The organism is Enterobacter sp. 5-4, assembly GCF_000612205.1.
Lineage (GTDB): Bacteria > Pseudomonadota > Gammaproteobacteria > Enterobacterales > Enterobacteriaceae > Enterobacter > Enterobacter roggenkampii.
Genome location: NZ_JFHW01000025.1, coordinates 112,530 through 133,868 on the forward strand (window position 1 = coordinate 112,530; position 21,339 = coordinate 133,868).

Below are 21,339 nucleotides of genomic sequence, written 5' to 3' on the forward strand. Positions count from 1 at the left end.
TTACGGAACAACAATCAGCGGGCCGCTGGCCGCACCCGTTGCCCGCCACTGCGGCACATACATAGACTCGACCATCGGAACCGGCACCTGGTAGGTTCCCGGCGTCACGGCGCGCGCCAGATAAACCAGCGTGACCGGCTGACCTTCATTTACCGGCACGGCCGCCACAAAGCGGTCGTCGCGGAATTCCATATGCTGAATGTCCGCCTGCTGCATCTGGCTGAGCAGGTTCTGCACCTCACTGCCGCTGTCCTGCAGGCTGGCGCTGCTGCTTGCCAGGTTCTGGTTTTCCAGCTCCAGCCCCGCAGGCAGGAGATCTACCACCAGCGCGTCCGGCACGTTCTGGCTGGCTTTAACTTCCAGCCACACCAGCACCAGCTCGCCGCTCTTCAGCGAAGAGAGTGATTTCGTACTGCCGTCGGTTGCCAGGATATGACGTTCGACCTGCAACACGTTCGAGCTCGGCTGAGGGGCATATTCCGGATAACCGGTGCTGTCCAAACGTACCCAGAGCGGTGTCGTTCCGGTATTGGTGACCTGCAGCGCGCCAAGCTGGTCGCCGCTCACGTTTTGTACCTGCGCTTTATCGCCACCTGATGCGGAATCTGACAGGGAGGTTTTCGCCTGCCATGCACCTGACAGAGTTTGCAGCGAACGTCCGGCCAGGAACAGCGCGTTGCTCTCCTGAGTGGACAACCAGCGCTGGCTGAAGGCCTGTTCAGACAGGGCATTCAGCAGCGTATTTTGCGCATCCGGCAGCAGTTTGTACTCCTCCAGCAGGGAGAGCATCAGCGCGTTATCGCGAAGCTGGCTGCCGTAATCGGCCATCCAGGTTTTGCTGTCGTTGCGCGGCGTTTTGAGCGCCAGATCCAGCGCCTGCTGGCTGCGCGGGGCATCGCCCATCAGCCTGAGCGCCATGCCCAGCTGCATCAGCGGCAGGCCGGACGCCGCCTGATCGTGACGATCCCAGATTTCACGCAGCGCGCCCAGCGGCGCTTTTTGCTGACGAGCCAGCACCAGCGCGGCATAGGCCTGAACGGCAAATTTACTGGCCTGAGTATCATCGCTATAGCGAATGGACATCATGCCCGGGTCCTGCAGGTAGCGCAGCAGACGGCTATTGGCGTTATTTACCGCATCGGCAGGCACGCTATAGCCCTGCTCGCCCGCCCGCACCAGGAAGTCGGTCACGTAGGCCGTCAGCCAGTACTCTTCCGGACCGTTTTTATCCCACAGCGCAAAACCACCGTCTTCACGCTGCATCTGCAGCAGACGGGAAATACCGATATCAATGGCGGCACGGCGTTTATCGTCCGTATCACCTTTGATACCAAGCGCCGTCAGCTGCGCCGCGTTGGTGTAGAGCGACGGGAACAGGCCGCTGGTGGTCTGCTCCAGGCACCCATACGGATAGGCCTGCAGTTCGCGAATATAGCGCGCCAGGTTGAGCGGTGGTTTGCCGCTCAGCAGCAGTTGCCCCTGCAGAGTGGCAGGAGAGAAACCGTTACTGTGCTGCGCCGGTGCGGTCCAGGATTCGCCAGGGTTGAGCATGGCACCGGTATTCACCGTCTGTGCCGGAAATGCCGGACGCACGCCGATTTTCCAGCTCTTCTGCTGTGGTGCAAAGGTCTCGCCCGGAAGCTGCAGGCCGGTAACCTGTGCTGTTACCTCTCCGTCACCATACCCCTCCAGCGCACGCACCGGAATAAACAGGGTGGTCCGCGCCCCCGGAGGCAGCTGCACCGGCTGCGGCTGTCCACCTTCCAGCGACAGTTTGCCTGTCGCGGTCAGGGCAACGTTCAGCGTTTGCGGCTGGTCGGTCAGGTTGGTGAGATCCAGCGTCAGGCGTGAGGTGTCTCCACTTGCCAGGAAGCGCGGCGTGTTGAGCTCAGTAATAACCGGCGCGGCCACCACAACCTTGCTTTCGCTGCTGCCGAAATCGTCTTCTGTCCAGGCCTGCGCCATCAGACGCAGTTCGCCGTTGAAATCACCAATCGGCAGCGTAATCGTGCCTTCCCCGTTGACATCCAGCGTAACCGGCTGTGCCTGCTGGGCAATGATGGTGACGTGGTTCACCGGCGGTTTGCCGCCGCGCTTCAGTTCATCCCCATCGCCACCGAAGCGCAGCGCGGCCAGACGGCCCTGCCCTTCAATGACCTGGCCGTATATATCGTAGATATCCGCGCCGTAACGCTTCTGGCCAAAGAAAGCCTGCCACGGATCCGGCGTGACGTAATCGGTAATGTTCAGCACGCCGCTGTCCACCGCCGAGACCAGCACGTTCACCTTCTGCGGCACGGCCCCCTCTTTCACGCTGGCTTTCACCTTCACCGAGAGCGTCTGGTTTGGACGCATTTTCTGCGGGTTATCGAGCGCAATATTCAGACGGCGATTTTCATCGCCCATCGGCAGATGCAGCAGACCGACCGCACGTTTCGGCGTGGCGGATTTGGATTTATCTCCGGGACGTACCACCAGCGTACTCAGGTAGAGGTCGTGACGCTTCCAGGCCTTGTCGACCGGGATAGCGAGATCCAGTCCGTTTGCCGGTACGTCGATCTCTTTCCACCACAGCGGCCCTTCGCTGGACTCGATCATCGCATAGCCCTTGCCTGCGGCCGGCGCGGCGATGTGCAGTTGGATGGTGTCGCCCGGCTGATAGGCTGGCTTATCCAGTTTCAGCGTCACGCGGTCAGGGCGCGCGGCCCCAGTGCCATCGCTGTTATCCTGCCAGCTGTAGCCTGCCCAGAAGCGCACGCTGCTGACCATTTCATCAGGCGCTTTGACTTCCAGACGATAAGAGCCCCACTCTACCGGGAAGGTAACTTTACCCGTTTCATCGGCCTTAAGCGTCAGCTCCTGCTCGCCTTCGACGAGGTCTTTCTGATCGAACTGAGACTGCCAGCCTTCGCTCTCAGACCAGTTCCAGAAGTAGTCCCGACGCTCGCGAATCAGACGAACCTGTAACCCGGAAACGGCCTTTTTCGCGCCGCTGGCATCGGCATACACGATGTCGAAACTGGCGTTGCCGTTCTCATCAACAATCGGCTGGTTGACGGTCGTATCGGTGCGGTAGTCGTAAACCGCCTTGCTGGCGAACTGAGGGCGAATACCCGGCAGCTCAGCCGCCGGCCAGATAGCCTGCTCAGCGCGACGCGTCACCGGACGACCACCTGATTCCAGCAGGCTGGCCTGCAGGATCAGCTGCAGCGGAGAGTGCACGTCTTTCCACTGGCTTTCGGTAGAAACCTGCCCACGCCCCTGCTCGTCCAGCGTAAGCTGAACTTCATCCAGGCTGCGGCTCAGGTTCTCTTCGGCGATATCACCAAACTGGAAGCCCGGCAGCGCGGCCACCGCGTCACGCAGCGGACGCAGGAAGAGCTGGCCCTGCAGAGAGTTACCGTTGGCCGGTGCGCCATACAGGTAATAGCCGACCACGTTAAAGTCGACGTTATCCTGCGGTGAAACCGGCGTTTTTTGTCCGCTCAGGTTGAGCGCCATGCGCTCTGGCATGAAGTCTTCGACGTGGAAGTCCCACAGGCGCTGCAGGTTATCGCCCGTGTTGGCGCGGATATGCCACATGCCGGTCTGCGCCCCGCTGTCCAGCGGGTAGTTGAATCGGTAGAGACCGTTTTCAGGCTGAACAACGATCGAGCGAGCCACCTGACCGTCAGGGCGCAGCACGTCAAGCTTCACGGGCTGATCGGGAAGCGGCTTACCGTCACTGTCGCGCAGCAGGCCGTTGAGGATCACCGTTTCGCCCGGGCGATAGAGATCGCGTGGGCCAAACATGAAGAATTGCTTGCTGTAGCCCGGGCTCCCGGCAATATCAAACTCCGCCAGATCAAGAGCCGGTAGCTTGAGGTCAAGCAGCGTGGTCTGGCCGTCTTTACTCGCCAGAATCAGGGCAGCCTCTTTGTCGGTCTCAAGCTTTGCGTGGCCATCGCCGTCGCTTTTCGCTTCGGCAAGGGTCTGCCCTTTGTCATTCAGCAGGGTAACGGTAACCCCGGACTGCGCCGCACCGTTCTCCAGACTCTGGGTGAAGATGTCCAGGCGATTATGATAACGGTGAGCGGACAGGCCAATATCGCTTAAGGTAAAGAGCGTCGCGGCGTTGCTGTAGTTATAGTGCCCGGCCTGGTTCATGACCGCGATGTAAACCCCAGACTGCTGGAGCGGTTTAATATCCTTCAGGGGCAACAACAATTTTTCGCGCGTGTTGCGCGCCGGATTAAGATCGAAGCGACCGGTGTAAACCAGCTCCGCCATCTTTAGCAGGTTGTCGGATTCCCAGTTGGTGAGGGAGTTGCGGTATTCCCACTGGCTGACAAAAGAGGCCAGCGATTCCGGCTTCACGCGGTAGAAATTGACGTCCACGTTGTTGACGTTAAGCGCCATCACCGGCAACCCTTCCACCACCTTGCCCGGCAGCAGCGAGCCGCGGCTGGCAAACCCGACGGTAGGCTCGACGTCCCGGGTGGTGAGGGCTTTTTCATAATCAATGCCGAACGTCGCCTTATTCAGCGCCTGCAGGCCCCGTTCAACGGTGACGACCAGGTTGCGGTTGGGCTCCAGATGACGCAGGCGAAGCTCTTTCAGGTTAGGCGCAAGTTCCCACGCCCCGTCAACTTTGCCGCTTTTTTTGTCCACGACATGCACGGTTTTCGCGAAATCCTGATCGGGATTCAGCGGAACCGAGAATGTCAGCACCAGCGTGGCGGCACCGTCGAGCTGAACTTCAGAAGCATCCAGCAGGGTCAGCGCTTTTCCCTGACTCTGGGCGGCTAGCTTAGCCAGCGTTTCAGCATTTGGCTTTTCCGCGGCTTTTGGTGTGGATGCGGTGGATGCCGCGGGAGCCGCAGCCTGAGGTTTATCGTCGCTGTTATCACAGCCGACAAGCGTAAACGTAGTAAGCAGCGCAAGAGAGAGCGCGGCTAAGCGAAACGGTTTCATCCTTTGTCCCTGGCCCAGAGGGGGCCTGTTGGTCGTCGTCCGGATAAGTATTATCCGCAAGTTTCATTAATTCAAAAAGTCCAATTTTAGAATCTGGAAAACGCCTCGCAGAATGGCATCACGCCGCTACGCCGTGATGGAACCGCGATCACAGCGCATAACGTCACATGTTACCTTTCACGTCATTTGTTTTTAAAACAAGAAGATAGCTGGGTAAACACATCTGAAGACTGCTAGTTTTATGACCATGACGCACCCCGAGTGCGCGGTTCAAAAAGAGAGAAAGCCATGAAACGAGCCGTGAACGCCCTACAAAATTTCGGAAAATCATTGTACGGACCGGTGCTTATCTTACCGATCGTCGGTCTGTTTATCGCCTTTGGTAACGTGCTGGGTAACGGTAATCTCGCCGAGTACCTGCCGTTTCTCGGTCATCCGCTGATTCAGCATCTTGGTCAGTTGATCGCAAAATCTGCCGTGTCGGTGCTGGTTAACCTGGCGCTGGTGTTTGCCGTCGGTATTCCGATTGGCCTGGCAACGCGCGATAAAGGATATGCCGCGCTGATTGGCCTGGTCACTTTTGTCGTATTCATCAACGCCATGAACGTCACGCTGCAGCTGCAGGGCGCACTGGCGCCAGCGGCGCAGATGAAAGCGGCCGGACAGACGCTGGTACTGAGCGTGCAGGTGCTGGAGATGGGGGTCTTTGCCGGGATACTGACCGGAGCGCTTTCCGGCTATCTGTACAACAAATATTCCGGCGTACAGTTTAACGGCGCGATGGCGATTTACTCCGGCCACTGTTTTGTCGCCATTGTGATGCTGCCCGTCTCCATGCTGCTCGGCGTGGTGTTGAGCGAACTGTGGCCCTTTGCCCAGCATGGCATTAGCGCCCTGGCGCTGGCCATCAAAGGCTCCGGGCCGTTTGGCGTGGCCATCTACGGTTTCCTGGAACGCATTCTGGTCCCCACCGGCCTACACCATCTGGTTTATACGCCGTTCCTCTATACCGAGCTGGGCGGCACGCAGGAGGTATGCGGCGCAACCTATCAGGGCGCGCGCAATATCTACTTTGCCGAGATGGCCTGCCCGGACGTGAAGCAGCTCAGCAGCACCGTGGTGTGGGACGCACGCGGCATCAGCAAAATGTTTGGCCTGCCTGCCGCGGCGCTGGCGATGTATATGACCGCCAGGCCAGAGCGTAAAGCGGCGGCGAAAGCGATTCTGATCCCGGCGGCACTGACTTCGCTGCTGGTCGGCGTGACCGAGCCGATTGAGTTCTCCTTCCTGTTTGTCGCCCCGCTGCTGTTCGTGGTGCACGCGGTGCTGACCGGCATCGGCATGATGCTGTTCTCGCTGCTGGGCGTTCACGCCATCGGCGCCAACGGGATTATCGACTTCATCCTTTACAACCTGCCGCTCGGCACGGCCAAGTCCAACTGGCCGATGTACATCTTTGTCGGGCTGATCATGTTCGCCCTCTACTTTGTGGTGTTCCGCTTCCTGATCCTGCGCTTCAACATGAAAACGCCGGGCCGTGAAGATGAGGACCAGGAGACGCGCCTCTACAGCAAGCAGGAGTACCAGGCGAAGGGCAATAACGACGGTCTGGGCGAGTCCATCGTGGTGGGGCTGGGCGGTCGGGAAAACATTGAAGTGGTGGACAACTGCTACACCCGCTTGCGCGTCACGGTAAAGGACGTCGCCATTATCGACGAGCCGCGCCTGAAGGCGACTGGCGCGAAAGGGATTATCAAACAAGGTAACAACGTTCAGGTGGTCTACGGGCTGCATGTCAAAAAAATGCGAGAAGCCGTTGAGACGTTTCTCTGAAAGGAGCTAAAGATGTTAACACCCCCATTCATTCTGTCGATTGCCGGCGGCGGCAGCACCTACACGCCGGGCATTGTGAAAAGCCTGATGGTGCGCCTGCAGGATTTCCCGCTGGCCGAAATTCGCCTTTACGATATCGACGAAGCGCGTCAGAACACCATTGCGCCGGTCGTCGAGAAGGTCATTCGCGACCACAGTCAGCGCATCACATTTACCGTCACCAGTGACCCGGAAGTGGCCTTTAGCGGCGCGCATTTTGTCTTCGCCCAGATGCGCGTCGGCCAGTACAAAATGCGTGAGCAGGATGAGAAGATCCCGCTGCGTCACGGCGTGGTGGGCCAGGAAACCTGCGGCCCCGGCGGGCTGGCTTACGGCCTGCGCACGATCCTGCCGATGGTGGAGCTTATCGATCTGGTCGATCGCTACGCGCATGAGAAAGCCTGGATCGTGAACTACTCCAACCCTGCCGCGATCGTCGCGGAAGGCGTGCGCCGCCTGCGCCCGAACGCAAGGGTGCTGAACATCTGCGATATGCCGGTTGCCGCGATGCGCAATATGGGCGCCATTCTGGGCGTGGATCGTCATAAACTGGAAGTGGACTACTTCGGCCTGAACCACTTCGGCTGGTTTACCCGCGTGCTGGTGGACGGCGAAGACAAGCTCCCGGCGCTGCGTAAGCATATCGCGAAGTTTGGCCTGCTGACGGAAGATGCGGCTAAAACCGACCCGCAGCACTCGGATCCGTCGTGGGTGAAAACCTGGCGCAATATCAAGCCGATCATGGACAACTTCCCCGAGTATCTGCCGAACCCGTATCTGCAGTATTACCTGATGCCGAACCAGATTGTGGCGCATCAGAACCCGGACTATACCCGCGCCAACGAAGTGATGAACGGGCGCGAGAAAAAGCTGTTCGCCGCCGCCGAAGAATATCAACGCACCGGAATTTTACCGGATGCCTTCCACGTGGGCGTCCACGGTGAATTTATCGTTGACGTCGCCTGTTCGCTGGCGTTCAACCTGCGAAGCCGCCATCTGGTGATGGTGGAAAACCGCGGGGCGATTACCAACCTGCCGTACGATGCGGTGGTGGAAGTTCCCGCTTATATCACCGCCGAAGGCCCGGAACCGATTCGCGTCGGCCAGGTGCCGCTGTTCCATCAGACCCTTTTGCAACAGCAGCTCGCGTCTGAACAGCTTCTGGTAGAGGCGACAATCGAAGGCAGCTATGAAAAAGCGTTGCAGGCATTTACCCTGAACCGCACCGTGCCGACCATGGAACATGCAAAAGCGATTCTGGATGAGATGATTGAAGCCAACCGCGACTACTGGCCAGCGCTGCAAAAAGCCTGGCAGGACGGCGAACCGGTGAAAAAATAGGGGCTTGCTCGCGAGTTGAACGTGGTTTGCTTGTCGGTGTCAGAAAAAACACCGACAATCCTTTTTTACGGAAAAGAATGGAGGCAACCCATGTCCACCTCATATTTTGTCGCTGCCGACTGGCTGATTGAGCACGGCGACGATCCGGAAGTGCAGATTATCGACGCGCGTATGGCCCCTCCGGGACAAGAGCATCGTGACGTGCCCGGTGAATACCGTGCCGGGCATCTGCCGGGTGCGGTATTTTTTGATATCGAAGCTCTCTCCGATCACACCTCTCCCCTGCCGCACATGCTGCCGCGCCCGGAAGCGTTTTCCGTGGCGATGCGCGAGCTGGGCATCAGCAAAGACAAACACCTCGTTGTCTATGACGAAGGGAACCTCTTCTCCGCGCCGCGCGCGTGGTGGATGCTGAAAAACTTCGGCGTGGAAAAAGTTTCGATTCTGGCGGGCGGCCTCGCGGGTTGGAAGCGTGACGAACTGCCGCTTCAGCAGGGTGACGTCACGCTGCCGGAAGGCGAGTTCGATGCCACGTTCGACGCACACGTGGTAAAACGCCTGACCGACGTGCTGGTTGTAAGCCACGAAAAAACGGCCCAAATCGTTGATGCCCGCCCTGCGCCACGCTTCAATGCCGAGGCGGATGAACCGCGTCCGGGGCTGAAGCGTGGACATATTCCGGGCGCGCTGAACGTGCCGTGGGGCGACCTGGTGTTTGAGGGCGAGCTGAAAACCACCGACGAGCTGCGCGCCATTTTTGAACGTCAGGGCGTGGATTTGCATCGTCCGATTATCGCCAGCTGCGGTTCCGGCGTAACGGCCTGCGTGGTCATTCTGGCGCTCGCCACGCTCGGCGTAAGCGACGTCACGCTCTACGACGGTGCCTGGAGCGAATGGGGCGCGCGTGACGACCTGCCGGTTGAACCCGCGAAATAATGGATAACCGCCTGGCCACGCTGTTAACGCGCGGGGCGTCATTGACCCGCGCCGAGTATCGCGTCCTCGCCCACCTCACGGAGCATCCGCTGCTGGTGGGCAACATCACGGTGCGCGAGCTGGCGCAGGCGACGTTTGTTTCTACCGCCACCATCATGCGACTGTGCCAGAAGCTGGGGTTCAGCGGCTTCAGCGAGTTTATCTGGCACTGCAAGCAGCTGCTCTCCGACACGCCGCATATTGCCGCTCAGGCGCAGTCGCGTCCTGAACTCCCGGTGCTGTTTAACCAGTTTATCGCCAACTATCAGCACACCTTTCAGTGGGTTACCCAGGACAAACGCCAGCAGTTTTCCGACCTGCTGCGCCAGAAAGAGAGCTTCTTTCTCTACGGGGCCGGGTTTTCTTATCTGTTTGCGGAGTACCTGACCAAGAAGCTACAGGTAATGGGCAAAACGGCGTTTATCTCCGGACCGGGCGACAGCCGGAACATTTTTCTCAGCAATGCCGCCCGCTATCAGGTGTTTATTGCCGTCTCGCGCAGCGGCGAAACGGAGCAGGTGCTGGATAAAGCGCGGATAGCCAAAAACGTCGGCATGACGATCGTCGCGTTTACCCGCGCCTCGGCCAACACGCTGGCGGAGATGGCCGACGTGCACTTTGCGCTCTATGACGAAGCGGTACACTTCGCCGCCGAAGCCGCAGGGGTGACGTCGTTTGAGTCGAATCTGGTGCTGCTGATGGATTTACTGCTGCTGGAAGCAACGGGGTGATATTCACCCCGCTGTCATCAGATGATGCGGTTGGTCTTGAGATCGCGCAGGAAGCCGCCCCAGCGACGCTCGTAGAACGGCGTAATGTGCTCGGTAATAAAGTGGCTGATGCCCTTCTCACCGTTTTTCACCTGGCAGATATCAATTGGTTCATCGCCCGGTAGCGTGTCGGTCGCCACGCTGCCCGCTGCCTGAACGATCTCGTCGAAATCGCCATCAGCTTCAATACCGATCAACAGCACCGGCTTTTCGTCCGCGCGCTCTTTAATGGAGCAGAGAAACGCGCGCCTGACGGGCTTGAGCGTTTTGAACAGCGTCGTCAGGGAATCAATCATCTGCGCGGGTGGCTCGGCCACTTCAGAGAGCAGCAGCGTTTCGCCCCCTTCCAGCACTTCCTGCGTGCTGAGCGGGTTGCCCTCTTCGCCAATCAGGTGGCTGATTTCACGTGGCGTAAACTCTTTCCCGGTCGGCAGCTTCGCGTTCAGGAACAGCGTCTGGCCGAGCGTCATTTCAAACAGGGTACGCACCGGCATCACCACGAACGCCTGTTCGTCTTCTACCGCTTTCTGCAGCGCTTCCAGCGAGGTGAAGAACGGGATCACCGACGTGCCGTCGTCTTTCTCCCAGTGCAGCAGATCCAGCGCGCTGTCTTCTACGACCTGTTCACCTTCCGCGGCGGTACCCGGCACCCAGACGGTGGATTCCAGCAGCGTGCGGAAAAAGGCCGGACGGTGGGCGGGTTCGGTCGCCGCCTGCTCCAGCAGGGTTTCTAATTCGTTTTTGGTATCTGACATAGTTTGGCTACTTCAAATAACGCCGGGTGGCGCTTCGCTTACCCGGCCTACAAAACCGTAGGCCCGTGCAAGCGCAGCGCCGCCGGGCAATATGATGACGCCGAAGGCGCGCGTAAGCGTAGCGCCACCCGGCAAAAAAGATTACTCAGCCGTCAGCAGGTTCGCCACGGTACGCACGCCCAGACCGGTCGCGCCTGCGGACCACTGCTCAACCGCCGCTTTACGGTACGTCGCGGAGCAGTCGATGTGCAGCCAGCCCTCGTGGTAGTTCTCAACGAAGTGAGACAGGAAGCCTGCTGCGGTGCTTGCACCCGCCGGGTACGCCGCGCTGGCGGTGTTGTTCAGCTCGGCAAAGTTAGACGGCAGCTGGCTGCGGTGGAACTCGGCCAGCGGCAGGCGCCAGAACGGCTCGTTCTCTGCGGCAGCACTCGCCAGCAGGCGTGCGGCCAGCTTGTCGTCAAAGCTGAACAGCGCGTGGTAGTCGTTACCCAGCGCGGTTTTCGCCGCACCGGTCAGAGTCGCCATGTCGATGATCAGCTCAGGCTTCTGTGCAGATGCGTCGATCAGGCCATCGGCCAGCACCAGACGGCCTTCGGCGTCGGTGTTCATCACCTCAACGTTTTTGCCGTTGCGGTAGCGGATGATGTCGCCCAGCTTGAAGGCGTTACCGCTGACCATGTTGTCGGCGCAGCACAGGTACAGCTTCACGCGCTTGTTCAGACCGCGGGTAATCGCAAACGCCAGCGCGCCGGTGATGGTGGCCGCGCCGCCCATGTCGGACTTCATGGAGTCCATGAACGCGCTCTGCTTCAGGCTGTAGCCGCCGGTGTCGAAGGTGATGCCTTTACCTACCAGGCAGGCAAAGACAGGGGCGTCTTTATCGCCGGTTGGGTTGTAGTCCAGCGCCAGCAGCACCGGAGGACGCTCGGAGCCGCGGCCCACGGTGTGGATACCCATGTAGTTCTGCTCGCGCAGGTCTTCACCCTTGGTGATGCGGTAGGACATCTTGTCGCCCGCCACGCCGCACAGGAGATCCACGGCACGCTGCGCCAGCTGCTCAGGGCCTAACTCTTCCGCCGGGGCGTTAATGGTGTCGCGTACCCAGTCGATGATTTTCAGGCGGCTTTCCAGCTCTTTCTGACCGGCTTCGTCGAGGTTCGCCCACTCAATTTTGCGGGTGCCTTTCGGCCCTTTGTAACCCGCCCAGAATGCCCAGCTGCGGTCGGTGTCCCACCCTTCGCCTTCCAGCGAGACATGCTTAATGCCCAGACCGTCAATTTTACGCGCGGCGCGCTGGATCAGGCCCAAATCATCATTGCCCGTCAGGTGCAGGGTAATACCGTCGTTATTAATGCTGTAGGTGGCTTTCTCGCCCCAGCGCGCGTCGGCAGGCTGATTCGAGAGCGTAATCTTCATCGCTTCGGTCATTTTATTTTTCCTTATTAGCAACTAGCAAACGGGCCGCCTGAAGGCAGCCCGTTTTGTTATTTATTCTGCTTCATCTAACCAGACTAACAGAATCGCCTCCAGAATTTTTTCATTGGATGCGTTTGGATCGTCGTCGAAATCCTCTAAATCGCAGATCCACTGATGCATATCGGTGAATCGTACGGTCTTCGGATCGAGATCCGGGTTCGCGTCGTAGAGCGCTTCGCCGATTTCACGGCTGTCTGTCCACTTCAGTCCCATATTAATGCTCGCGTGCGTGGTTGATGGTGTAGCGTGGGAACTCCACGACCAGATCTTCATCGGTCACCGCTGCCTGGCAGCTTAAGCGGCTGTCTGGCTCCAGACCCCATGCTTTATCCAGCATGTCGTCTTCGTCTTCGGTGCTCTCGGCAAGAGAGTCAAAACCTTCACGCACGATGCAGTGGCAGGTGGTGCAGGCACAGGATTTTTCACAGGCGTGTTCCACTTCGATACCTGCACGCAGGGCTACATCGAGAATGGTTTCACCGGTCTTCGCTTCCAGAACAGCACCATCCGGACAGAGGTCCGCATGAGGCAAAATTACAATCTTTGGCATATTAAACCTCGTCCACGGACTGGCCTTTCAGCGCGACGCGGACAGATTTGTCCATGCGGCGAGCAGCAAAGTCCTGGGTTTGTTTATCAACGTTTTTAATGGCTTCTTCTATTGCGTCAGCGTCATTACCTTCGGCCACGGCGCTTAAGCGCGCGGCAGCGTCGTCAATCACCTGGCGCTCAGCGGCGCTTAACAGCGCGGCGTCGGCAGCGAGCGCGCCGTTCAGGCTCTCCAGCACGCGGGCGGCTTCAACTTTTTGTTCAGCCAGCATACGCGCCTTCACATCCTGCTCGGCGTAGCTCATTGAGTCCTGAATCATGGAGGCGATTTCGCCATCGGTCAGGCCGTAGGACGGCTTCACCTGAATGGACGATTCCACGCCGGTGGATTTTTCCATCGCCGTGACGCTCAGCAGACCGTCGGCGTCCACCTGGAAGGTGACGCGAATATGCGCCCCGCCCGCCGGCAGCGCCGGGATGCCGCGCAGCGCAAAGCGCGCCAGAGAACGGCAGTCCTGCACCAGCTCGCGCTCGCCCTGCATCACGTGGATGGACATCGCGGTCTGGCCGTCTTTAAAGGTGGTGAACTCCTGCGCGCGCGCCACCGGAATGGTGGTGTTACGCGGGATCACTTTCTCCACCAGGCCGCCCATGGTTTCTAAACCCAGCGACAGCGGGATGACGTCCAGCAGCAGCATTTCGCTGTCCGGCTTGTTGCCAACCAGAATATCGGCCTGGATCGCGGCGCCCACGGCAACCACTTTGTCCGGGTCGATGGAGGTCAGCGGCGTGCGGCCAAAGAATTCACCCACGCGCTCGCGCACCAGCGGCACGCGGGTCGAACCGCCCACCATGACCACTTCCAGCACTTCGCTAGCCTCAACGCCGGCATCTTTCAATGCGCGACGGCAGGCCAGTAAGGTGCGTTTCACCAGCGGGGCAATCAGATCGTTAAACTGGTCACGGGTGATGTCACCCTGCCAGCCCGCAACATTGACGATAACCGTCTGCGCATCGCTCAGGGCGATTTTGGCATCGATGGCCGCATCCAGCAGTTCACGCTGTATGCGCGCATCGCTGCGATCGCTGATGCCCGCCTGCTCGCGGATGTAGTCCGCCAGTAGATGGTCGAAATCATCGCCGCCCAGCGCGGAATCCCCGCCGGTCGCCAGCACTTCAAATACCCCGCGGCTCAGGCGCAGGATAGAGATATCAAATGTCCCGCCGCCGAGATCGTAAACCGCGATCACCCCTTCCTGACCGGAATCGAGGCCGTAGGCAATCGCCGCCGCCGTCGGTTCGTTCAGCAGACGCAGCACGTGCAGGCCCGCCAGACGCGCGGCGTCTTTGGTGCCCTGACGCTGTGCATCATCAAAGTAGGCAGGAACGGTGATCACCACGCCGTCCAGATCGCCGCCGAGCGTGGCCGTGGCACGCTCCGCCAGCGCTTTGAGGATGTCAGCGGAAACACGAATCGGGTTCAGCAGACCGGCCGCGGTCGCAATCATCGGCAGGCCGTTTTCACTGGCCTGCAGCTGATACGGCAGATGCGGGTAGCGGGTCTGAATATCGGCCAGCGAGCGGCCCATCATGCGCTTGACGGAGCTGATGGTGTTTGCCGGATCGCGCGCGGCGTTAGCGCGGGCGTCATAGCCGACCGCGTGACCCTGCTGCTGGTAGTGGACCACGGAAGGCAGCAGATGGCGGCCCTGCTCGTCAGCCAGCGTTTCCGCCTGGCCGCTGCGCACGGTCGCCACGAGGGAATTGGTGGTGCCCAGATCGATACCCACCGCCAGACGACGCTGGTGCGGTGCGGCACTTAAGCCAGGCTCACTAATTTGTAATAAGGCCATAATTGCTTCCGAAATTAAAAATCGAGCAGCTTTTCTTCGAGTTGTTCAGCACTGCTTCGCAGTTTATCGAGAAAACGGAGTTTGCGCACAGTGTCTGCCGCCACGTCCCAGGTCTCGTTGTTCAGTTGCTCCACCATCTGCTGATGGCGGGTATCGAACATGCCCTTCACGCGCGTGATGAAGCTTTCCAGACGCGCTTCGTCTTTGGCCTGTTCAATCTCATCCAGCTCTTCGCGCAGCTCCAGCTGCTCCATCAGAAACGCCGTGTCGCGCACGGTGTGCTGTTCGCTCGCCAGATCAAAACCGTGGAGCGAGAGCAGATACTCAGCGCGCGCCAGCGGATGGCGCAACGTCTGCCAGGCCTGGTTGATGGTCGCGGATTGCGACACCGCAGCCAGCTGCTCTGCCTGAGTACCGCTCGCGAATTTGTCCGGATGGTACTGACGCTGCAGATCCTGAAAACGGATCGTCAGCGCCTGGAGATCGATCGGGTATTGAGCGGGTAGTCCGAAGAGAGTGAAGTAATCCATAACAATCTCAGGGGTAGCCTGTTAGAACAAACCCCACGCGTAGCGGGTAACGCCACGGTGGGGTTTCGGATGACGCGCGGTTAAACGTGGAAGCTTTCGCCGCAACCACACTCGTCTTTGACGTTCGGGTTCGTAAATTTGAACCCTTCGTTCAGGCCTTCTTTGACGAAGTCCAGTTGAGTGCCGTTGAGGAATTGCAGGCTTTTGCCATCGACCACCACCTTCACGCCCTTGTCTTCAAACACGATGTCGTCAGACGCCGGCTCGTCAACAAACTCCAGTACGTAAGCCATACCAGAACAGCCGGAGGTACGTACGCCCAGTCGCAGGCCAAAGCCTTTACCACGGTTCGCCAGAAAAGAGCTTACTCGCGCGGCAGCGCTGTCGCTAAGGGTAATCGACATACTCAAACCTCAATTATTTTGCTTCACGTTTGCTTTTGTAATCCGCAATGGCGGCTTTGATCGCGTCTTCTGCCAGAATTGAGCAGTGAATTTTCACCGGTGGCAGTTCGAGTTCTTCAGCAATATCCGTGTTCTTGATTGCCTGTGCTTCGTCCAGAGACTTGCCCTTCACCCATTCGGTGACGAGGGAGCTGGACGCGATAGCAGAACCGCAGCCGTAGGTCTTGAAGCGCGCGTCTTCAATGATACCTTCATTGTTGACTTTAATCTGCAACTTCATCACGTCGCCACACGCTGGCGCACCGACCATGCCGCTACCAACAGATTCGTCGCTGTTGTCAAAAGAGCCAACGTTGCGTGGGTTTTCGTAATGATCGATGACTTTTTCGCTGTATGCCATGATTGAATTCTCCTTATGTACCGATTAGTGATGTGACCATTCAATGCTGTTCAGATCCACGCCCTGTTTGAACATTTCCCACAGTGGAGAAAGGTCGCGCAGACGGCCAATGGAGTTGCGAACCAGCTTGATGGTGTAGTCAATCTCTTCTTCGGTAGTGAAACGACCTAAAGAGAAACGGATAGAGCTGTGTGCCAGCTCGTCAGTCATACCCAGCGCGCGCAGCACGTAGGATGGCTCAAGGCTTGCAGACGTACAGGCAGAACCGGAAGAAACCGCCAGGTCTTTCAGCGCCATGATCAACGACTCGCCTTCAACATAGTTGAAGCTGACGTTGAGGATGTTTGGTGCGCCCTGTTCGAGATCGCCGTTCAGATACACTTCTTCCATATCTTTCACGCCGTCCCACAGACGGTTACGCAGCGTGCGCAGGCGTGCCATCTCGGTTTCCATCTCTTCTTTTGCAATGCGGTAGGCTTCGCCCATGCCCACGATCTGGTGAACAGGCAGCGTACCGGAACGCATGCCGCGCTCGTGACCACCGCCGTGCATCTGTGCTTCGATGCGGATACGCGGTTTACGACGAACGTACAGCGCGCCGATGCCTTTCGGGCCATAGATTTTGTGGCCGGAGAAGGACATCAGGTCAACTTTCAGCTGGCTCAGGTCGATAGGCAGTTTGCCCACGCTCTGGGTCGCGTCCACGTGGTAGATGATACCGCGCGCGCGGCACATTTCGCCGATGGTCGCGATGTCTTGTACCACGCCGATTTCGTTGTTGACGTGCATGATGGAGACCAGAATGGTGTCATCACGCATGGCCGCTTCGAGCTCTTTCAGATCGATAATGCCGTTGCTCTGTGGCGCCAGATAGGTGACTTCGTACCCTTCACGCTCCAGCTGACGGCAGGTGTCCAGCACGGCTTTGTGTTCGGTTTTGCTGGTGATGATGTGCTTGCCTTTTTTCTGATAAAAGTTGGCTGCACCTTTGATCGCCAGGTTGTCGGATTCGGTCGCACCGGAGGTGAAAACAATCTCACGCGGGTCGGCACCCACCAGGTCAGCAATCTGATTACGGGCGATATCGACCGCCTCTTCAGCATGCCAGCCAAAACGGTGTGAACGGGAAGCTGGGTTACCAAAGTTTCCGTCCAGGGTCAGACACTGCATCATTTTCTCGGCAACACGCGGGTCCACCGGCGTGGTTGCGGAGTAATCGAGATAAATCGGTAATTTCATTGCTCTTTAAACTCCGTACATCGCTTCAATGCAAGGAATCAGGCAACCGGCTGGATGTACGACCGAGTACACGGGGCGAGTCTACGCCCCGGCCTGATTCTGAAATACTTATCGTTTTATTACGCGCGTAATTTGACGTCGATAGCGTCCTGCGCGCGGGTGCTGCGTTGGGAATCATGGCTGTGCTGACGCCCCGAAACATCCAGAACTTCCTGGTTATTCACCAGCTCACCGAGGGTGATGTTGTTCAGGAAGCCGGTCAGACGGTCGCTCAGATCGCGCCACAGCGCGTGGGTCAGGCATTTATCGCCGCCCTGGCAGCCGCCTTTACCCTGGCAACGGGTCGCGTCAACGGATTCGTCAACGGCGCTGATCACTTCGCCAACTGCAATACTGCCCGCGTCTTTACCCAGCAGATAACCGCCGCCTGGGCCACGAACGCTGGAAACCAGTCCATTTTTACGCAGTCTGGAGAACAGCTGTTCCAGATAAGAGAGGGAGATCCCTTGTCGTTCAGAAATATCAGCCAACGGAACCGGGCCCGCTTCGGAGTTGAGCGCAACGTCCAGCATCGCGGTCACGGCATAACGCCCTTTAGATGTCAGTCTCATGTCTTACTTAACCTCAAACTCGCCCCTGCCCGGGGTTTTTTATTGTAAAATGGGGTATTGCATAGCAGGGCCAAGTCTGACATTCCTGACTAAAATGGTCAACTATTTACTTGACTGTTTTAGTCAGGTATTTAACCTTCCGTGCCGTTTTTTGTCGGGTGACGCTTCGCGTACCCGACCGACGGTTTTGTAGGCTGGGTAAGCGAAGCGCCACCCGGCGAACAGACGACACTACTCTTTATTCTTCTGCTCAATCGACGCCAGGATCCCGCGCAGGATGTTCAGCTCCTGGCTTTCCGGACGCGCGCGGGTGAACAGACGGCGCAGCTTATTCATTACCTGCCCCGGGTGGCCTTCGCGGATAAAGCCGGTTGAGAGCAGCGTCTGCTCCAGGTGACCGTAGAAACGCTCAAGGTCGTCCACCAGCGGGTAAGCCGTCTCTTCTTTAGGCTCAACCTCTTTTTCCTGCGTTGCCAGCCACGCCATACGCACTTCATAGGCGATAACCTGCACCGCCATCGCCAGGTTCAGCGAGCTGTACTCCGGGTTTGCCGCAATCGCTACGTGATAATGACACTTCTGCAGCTCGTCGTTGGTCAGGCCAACGCGCTCGCGGCCGAACACCAGCGCAACCGGTGCTTGTTCAGCCTCAGAGACACTTTTCAGGCCGCATTCACGCGGATCGAGCATTGGCCACGGCAGCGTGCGCGAACGCGCGCTGGTACCGACAACGAGGCTGCAGCCGGCCAGCGCTTCGTCAAGGGTATCGACGATCTGGGCGTTGCCGATCACGTCGCTGGCTCCGGCCGCCAGGGCGATGGCCTGCGAGTCTGGCTTCACCAGCGGGTTAACCAGCCACAGGTTCGTTAAGCCCATGGTTTTCATAGCGCGGGCAACGGAGCCCATGTTGCCGGTGTGCGATGTTTCGACCAGCACGATTCGAATGTTTTGCAGCATAATTTTTAATGTCTGGATTCAGTGTCTGAAGAATATTCGGGCATATTATCATAAACGGGAGACATAATCCGATCCCGCTGCTATACTCTGCGCCGATTTTCCTGTTCTTTAACATCCAGTGAGAGAGACCGATGCATCCGATGCTGACCATCGCCGTGCGCGCAGCGCGCAAGGCGGGTAATGTAATTGCCAAACACTACGAAACGCCAGACTCCGTAGAAACCAGCCAGAAAGGCAGCAATGATTTCGTGACGAACGTCGATAAAGCCGCAGAAGCGATTATTATCGAAACGATCCGCAAATCTTACCCACAGCACACCATCATCACCGAAGAAAGCGGTGAACATGAAGGTACCGATCAGGATGTTCAATGGGTTATCGATCCACTGGATGGCACCACCAACTTCGTCAAACGCCTGCCACACTTCTCTGTGTCTATCGCCGTACGCATTAAAGGCCGTACTGAAGTCGCCGTTGTGTACGATCCAATGCGTAACGAACTGTTCACCGCGACCCGCGGTCAGGGCGCACAGCTGAACGGCTACCGTCTGCGCTGCAGCAACGCACGCGATCTGGACGGCACCATCCTGGCGACCGGTTTCCCGTTCAAGGCGAAACAGCACGCGACCACCTATATGAATATCCTCGGCAAACTGTTCACCGAATGCGCGGACTTCCGTCGCACCGGTTCTGCTGCGCTGGATCTGGCCTACGTTGCCACCGGCCGCGTTGACGGTTACTTCGAACTCTCACTGAAGCCATGGGATTTTGCAGCGGGCGAGCTGATCGCGCGTGAAGCAGGCGCCATTGTGTGTGACTTCACCGGCGGCCATAACTATATGTCTACCGGCAACATTGTTGCGGGTAACCCACGCGTTGTTAAAGCCATGCTGGCCAACATGCGTGATGAACTGAGCGATGCGCTGAAGCGTTAATCCAGTTTGTTAAGCCCGGTGGCGCTACGCTTACCGGGCCTACAAAATCCCTCAGTACGCTAGAAAGGCCGCAATCCCCTTCCCACCGGCACCGCGCTCATCCACATCGTCACCGCCGCCACCAGCAGAATCACTCCCCCCGCCAGCGCAAGCGTTGTCCACCCTATCTGTCGCCACAGCACCGGCGTTTTACTGCCGCTGAGTTTGACCGCCAGCTGACGGAAGCTGTGAACCAGCAGCGCTAAAGACGAAATGGTGAGAGAGGTTCCTGCCGCCATCGCCAGCGCCGAGAGCATTCCCCAGCCAAAGACACCTATTATCTTACTGAACAGCAGCACCATAATGGCACCCGAGCACGGGCGCATCCCCATCGAGAGAATAATCATCAGCCGGGCGCGCCAGTCGTCGCCGTTCTGTAATTGTTCCTGCGTGGGCAGATGCTGATGACCGCAGCCGCAGTGTTCATCATGAACGTGGTGCGGCGTAAAGGATTTGAACGTGGGCTTTTTCAGCAGCGCGCACAGTTTTTTCAGCGCCCGCCAGCAGAGGATCAGCCCCAGCACGCCCACCAGCGCATAGCTGCCCTTCTCCAGCCAGAAGCTGCTCATGTGGAGCTGGCGCGCCGGAAGCTGTAACAGAGAAAGCACAACAACAACCAGCGCAATCGCCACGCCGCCCTGAAGCAGCGAAGAGGCCAGCGTCAGGCCGATGCTCGATTTCAGCTTAGACGGATGGGTGGCAAGCCAGGTGGTGATGACGATTTTGCCGTGCCCCGGCCCCAGCGCGTGCAGAACGCCATAGACAAAACTGAACGCCAGCAGGGAGCCGCCCGCTTTGGCCGGGTTCTCGGCCACCGCCTTCAGCAGTCCGCTCATCTGCTGGTTGACCTCACGCTGCCAGATAATGCTTTTCATCATCACCTGCGGCCAGGCCTGCCACAGCCAGAGCGAACCGCCGAAGGCAAACAGTAAAAAGAGCGCCAGCGGCCAGAGGTGCAACCAGCGGCGCGGTTTTCGTACCGCAGAGGAGATCACTGACATTGTAACGTTACCTTCTGTGCGAACTGTTTACCCAGTTCCATGTCCTCAGGCGGGGCATCTGCTTTATCCAGCGAGATCGCAAAGTTCAGCGTCTCTTCGCTGGGTTTCGGGGTGTGCACGCCAATTTTACAGCTTTTTTGCAGCGCGTCCGGCAGCCGTACGTCGCTGTCGTTGTCATAGCGCATGTCGACATAGTAGGTAGGGTCAAAAGTGGAAAAGCGGTACGTTTGCCCGTCCAGCGGCTGAGGATGCGCCAGCGGAAGCACGAACGTCAGCACCGCCTGATGCCCGTCACGCGTCATCCCGTATTCCGTTGGACGGTTCTGAAATTTGACCTTTTGGCCGTTATGCCAGAATTCGGTGAAGTAGTGCTGGCCGAGCACGTTGGCCATTACTTCCGCCGCCAGCTTTTTCCAGATGTCGTCGCCGGGCTTCGCGTTTCCCGCATCATAGAGCAGGTCAGCCGAGGTGATTTCATCCATCGTCCAGCGCATTTTCAGGCCGCTCAGCTGCGTGCCGTCGGTGACCAGCTCGGTCTGGAGGCCAATAAAACTGTGAGGGTGTGCGCTGGCGGTGAAGGTGATAACCGCCAAAAATAACGCCATCGCACTTTGTTTAACTGTTTGCATCAATTCCTCACGTCAAAAATTCTGTGATGTTCCCCTGCAATCCTGAGTGA

The 21,339-nt window shown here is 58.4% G+C and carries 19 protein-coding genes; 5 read left to right on the forward strand and 14 right to left on the reverse strand.

Annotated features, from left to right (window positions below; translation table 11 throughout):
* Entirely contained in the window at window positions 1-4,953 is a 4,953-nt protein-coding gene (locus tag AA74_RS0116460) for an alpha-2-macroglobulin (protein ID WP_025912823.1), read from the reverse strand.
* Window positions 4,954-5,241: 288 nt separating this feature from the next.
* On the opposite strand from AA74_RS0116460, the gene AA74_RS0116465 reads away from it, so the two are divergent.
* The 4 genes from AA74_RS0116465 (at window position 5,242) to AA74_RS0116480 (ending at window position 9,872) form a co-directional block, all read left to right on the forward strand.
* Window positions 5,242-6,786 carry a PTS transporter subunit EIIC gene (locus AA74_RS0116465; RefSeq protein WP_025912824.1) on the forward strand — a complete coding sequence of 515 codons (1,545 nt, stop codon included), beginning with the start codon at window positions 5,242-5,244 and terminating at the stop codon, window positions 6,784-6,786.
* Window positions 6,787-6,798: 12 nt separating this feature from the next.
* The gene (locus tag AA74_RS0116470; RefSeq protein WP_008502148.1) at window positions 6,799-8,166 is read left to right on the forward strand and encodes a 6-phospho-alpha-glucosidase; all 1,368 of its coding nucleotides are present in this window, start codon (window positions 6,799-6,801) and stop codon (window positions 8,164-8,166) included.
* Window positions 8,167-8,256: 90 nt separating this feature from the next.
* Window positions 8,257-9,102 carry a 3-mercaptopyruvate sulfurtransferase gene (sseA, locus tag AA74_RS0116475; RefSeq protein ID WP_021241863.1) on the forward strand — a complete coding sequence of 282 codons (846 nt, stop codon included), beginning with the start codon at window positions 8,257-8,259 and terminating at the stop codon, window positions 9,100-9,102.
* On the forward strand, window positions 9,102-9,872 hold the full coding sequence (locus tag AA74_RS0116480; RefSeq protein WP_021241864.1) for a MurR/RpiR family transcriptional regulator: 771 nt from the start codon (window positions 9,102-9,104) through the stop codon (window positions 9,870-9,872). The genes sseA and AA74_RS0116480 overlap by 1 nt, the downstream gene beginning before the upstream one ends.
* Before the next feature lie 17 nt (window positions 9,873-9,889).
* Here AA74_RS0116480 and sseB read toward each other — a convergent pair whose 3' ends face one another.
* The 11 genes from sseB to trmJ all read right to left on the reverse strand — a co-directional run bounded on the left by sseB (window position 9,890) and on the right by trmJ (window position 18,685).
* The gene (sseB, locus tag AA74_RS0116485) at window positions 9,890-10,666 is read right to left on the reverse strand and encodes an enhanced serine sensitivity protein SseB (RefSeq protein ID WP_008502151.1); all 777 of its coding nucleotides are present in this window, start codon (window positions 10,664-10,666) and stop codon (window positions 9,890-9,892) included.
* A gap of 141 nt (window positions 10,667-10,807) precedes the next feature.
* Window positions 10,808-12,094 (reverse strand): aminopeptidase PepB, encoded by a 1,287-nt coding sequence (pepB, locus tag AA74_RS0116490; RefSeq protein ID WP_025912825.1) that lies wholly within the window; start codon window positions 12,092-12,094, stop codon window positions 10,808-10,810.
* Window positions 12,095-12,154: 60 nt separating this feature from the next.
* A complete protein-coding gene (iscX, locus tag AA74_RS0116495) occupies window positions 12,155-12,355 on the reverse strand; it encodes a Fe-S cluster assembly protein IscX (RefSeq protein WP_003860650.1) in 201 nt (66 codons plus the stop codon).
* Between the two features lies 1 nt (window position 12,356).
* Entirely contained in the window at window positions 12,357-12,692 is a 336-nt protein-coding gene (gene fdx / locus AA74_RS0116500; RefSeq protein ID WP_003860652.1) for an ISC system 2Fe-2S type ferredoxin, read from the reverse strand.
* Between the two features lies 1 nt (window position 12,693).
* Window positions 12,694-14,544: a Fe-S protein assembly chaperone HscA gene (hscA, locus tag AA74_RS0116505; RefSeq protein WP_025912826.1), complete on the reverse strand. Its 1,851-nt coding sequence runs from the start codon at window positions 14,542-14,544 to the stop codon at window positions 12,694-12,696.
* A gap of 14 nt (window positions 14,545-14,558) precedes the next feature.
* The gene (gene hscB, locus AA74_RS0116510) at window positions 14,559-15,074 is read right to left on the reverse strand and encodes a co-chaperone HscB (RefSeq protein WP_008502155.1); all 516 of its coding nucleotides are present in this window, start codon (window positions 15,072-15,074) and stop codon (window positions 14,559-14,561) included.
* 80 nt (window positions 15,075-15,154) lie between these two features.
* Complete coding sequence (iscA, locus tag AA74_RS0116515) at window positions 15,155-15,478, reverse strand: iron-sulfur cluster assembly protein IscA (RefSeq protein ID WP_008502156.1); 324 nt, start codon at window positions 15,476-15,478, stop codon at window positions 15,155-15,157.
* Window positions 15,479-15,491: 13 nt separating this feature from the next.
* Complete coding sequence (gene iscU, locus AA74_RS0116520; protein WP_003860661.1) at window positions 15,492-15,878, reverse strand: Fe-S cluster assembly scaffold IscU; 387 nt, start codon at window positions 15,876-15,878, stop codon at window positions 15,492-15,494.
* A gap of 24 nt (window positions 15,879-15,902) precedes the next feature.
* Window positions 15,903-17,117: a cysteine desulfurase gene (gene iscS / locus AA74_RS0116525; protein ID WP_008502157.1), complete on the reverse strand. Its 1,215-nt coding sequence runs from the start codon at window positions 17,115-17,117 to the stop codon at window positions 15,903-15,905.
* Between the two features lie 119 nt (window positions 17,118-17,236).
* The gene (gene iscR, locus AA74_RS0116530; RefSeq protein WP_008502158.1) at window positions 17,237-17,728 is read right to left on the reverse strand and encodes a Fe-S cluster assembly transcriptional regulator IscR; all 492 of its coding nucleotides are present in this window, start codon (window positions 17,726-17,728) and stop codon (window positions 17,237-17,239) included.
* 231 nt (window positions 17,729-17,959) lie between these two features.
* A complete protein-coding gene (gene trmJ / locus AA74_RS0116535; protein WP_008502159.1) occupies window positions 17,960-18,685 on the reverse strand; it encodes a tRNA (cytosine(32)/uridine(32)-2'-O)-methyltransferase TrmJ in 726 nt (241 codons plus the stop codon).
* A gap of 131 nt (window positions 18,686-18,816) precedes the next feature.
* On the opposite strand from trmJ, the gene suhB reads away from it, so the two are divergent.
* Window positions 18,817-19,620: an inositol-1-monophosphatase gene (gene suhB / locus AA74_RS0116540; RefSeq protein ID WP_003860668.1), complete on the forward strand. Its 804-nt coding sequence runs from the start codon at window positions 18,817-18,819 to the stop codon at window positions 19,618-19,620.
* Between the two features lie 59 nt (window positions 19,621-19,679).
* Here the strand turns inward: suhB and AA74_RS0116545 are convergent, their stop codons facing one another.
* Together AA74_RS0116545 and AA74_RS0116550 are read right to left on the reverse strand one after the other, a co-directional pair.
* Entirely contained in the window at window positions 19,680-20,660 is a 981-nt protein-coding gene (locus AA74_RS0116545) for a nickel/cobalt transporter (protein ID WP_025912827.1), read from the reverse strand.
* A complete protein-coding gene (locus AA74_RS0116550; RefSeq protein ID WP_025912828.1) occupies window positions 20,651-21,289 on the reverse strand; it encodes a DUF1007 family protein in 639 nt (212 codons plus the stop codon). Before AA74_RS0116550 ends, AA74_RS0116545 begins: the two co-directional genes overlap by 10 nt.
* Window positions 21,290-21,339 lie beyond the last annotated feature (50 nt).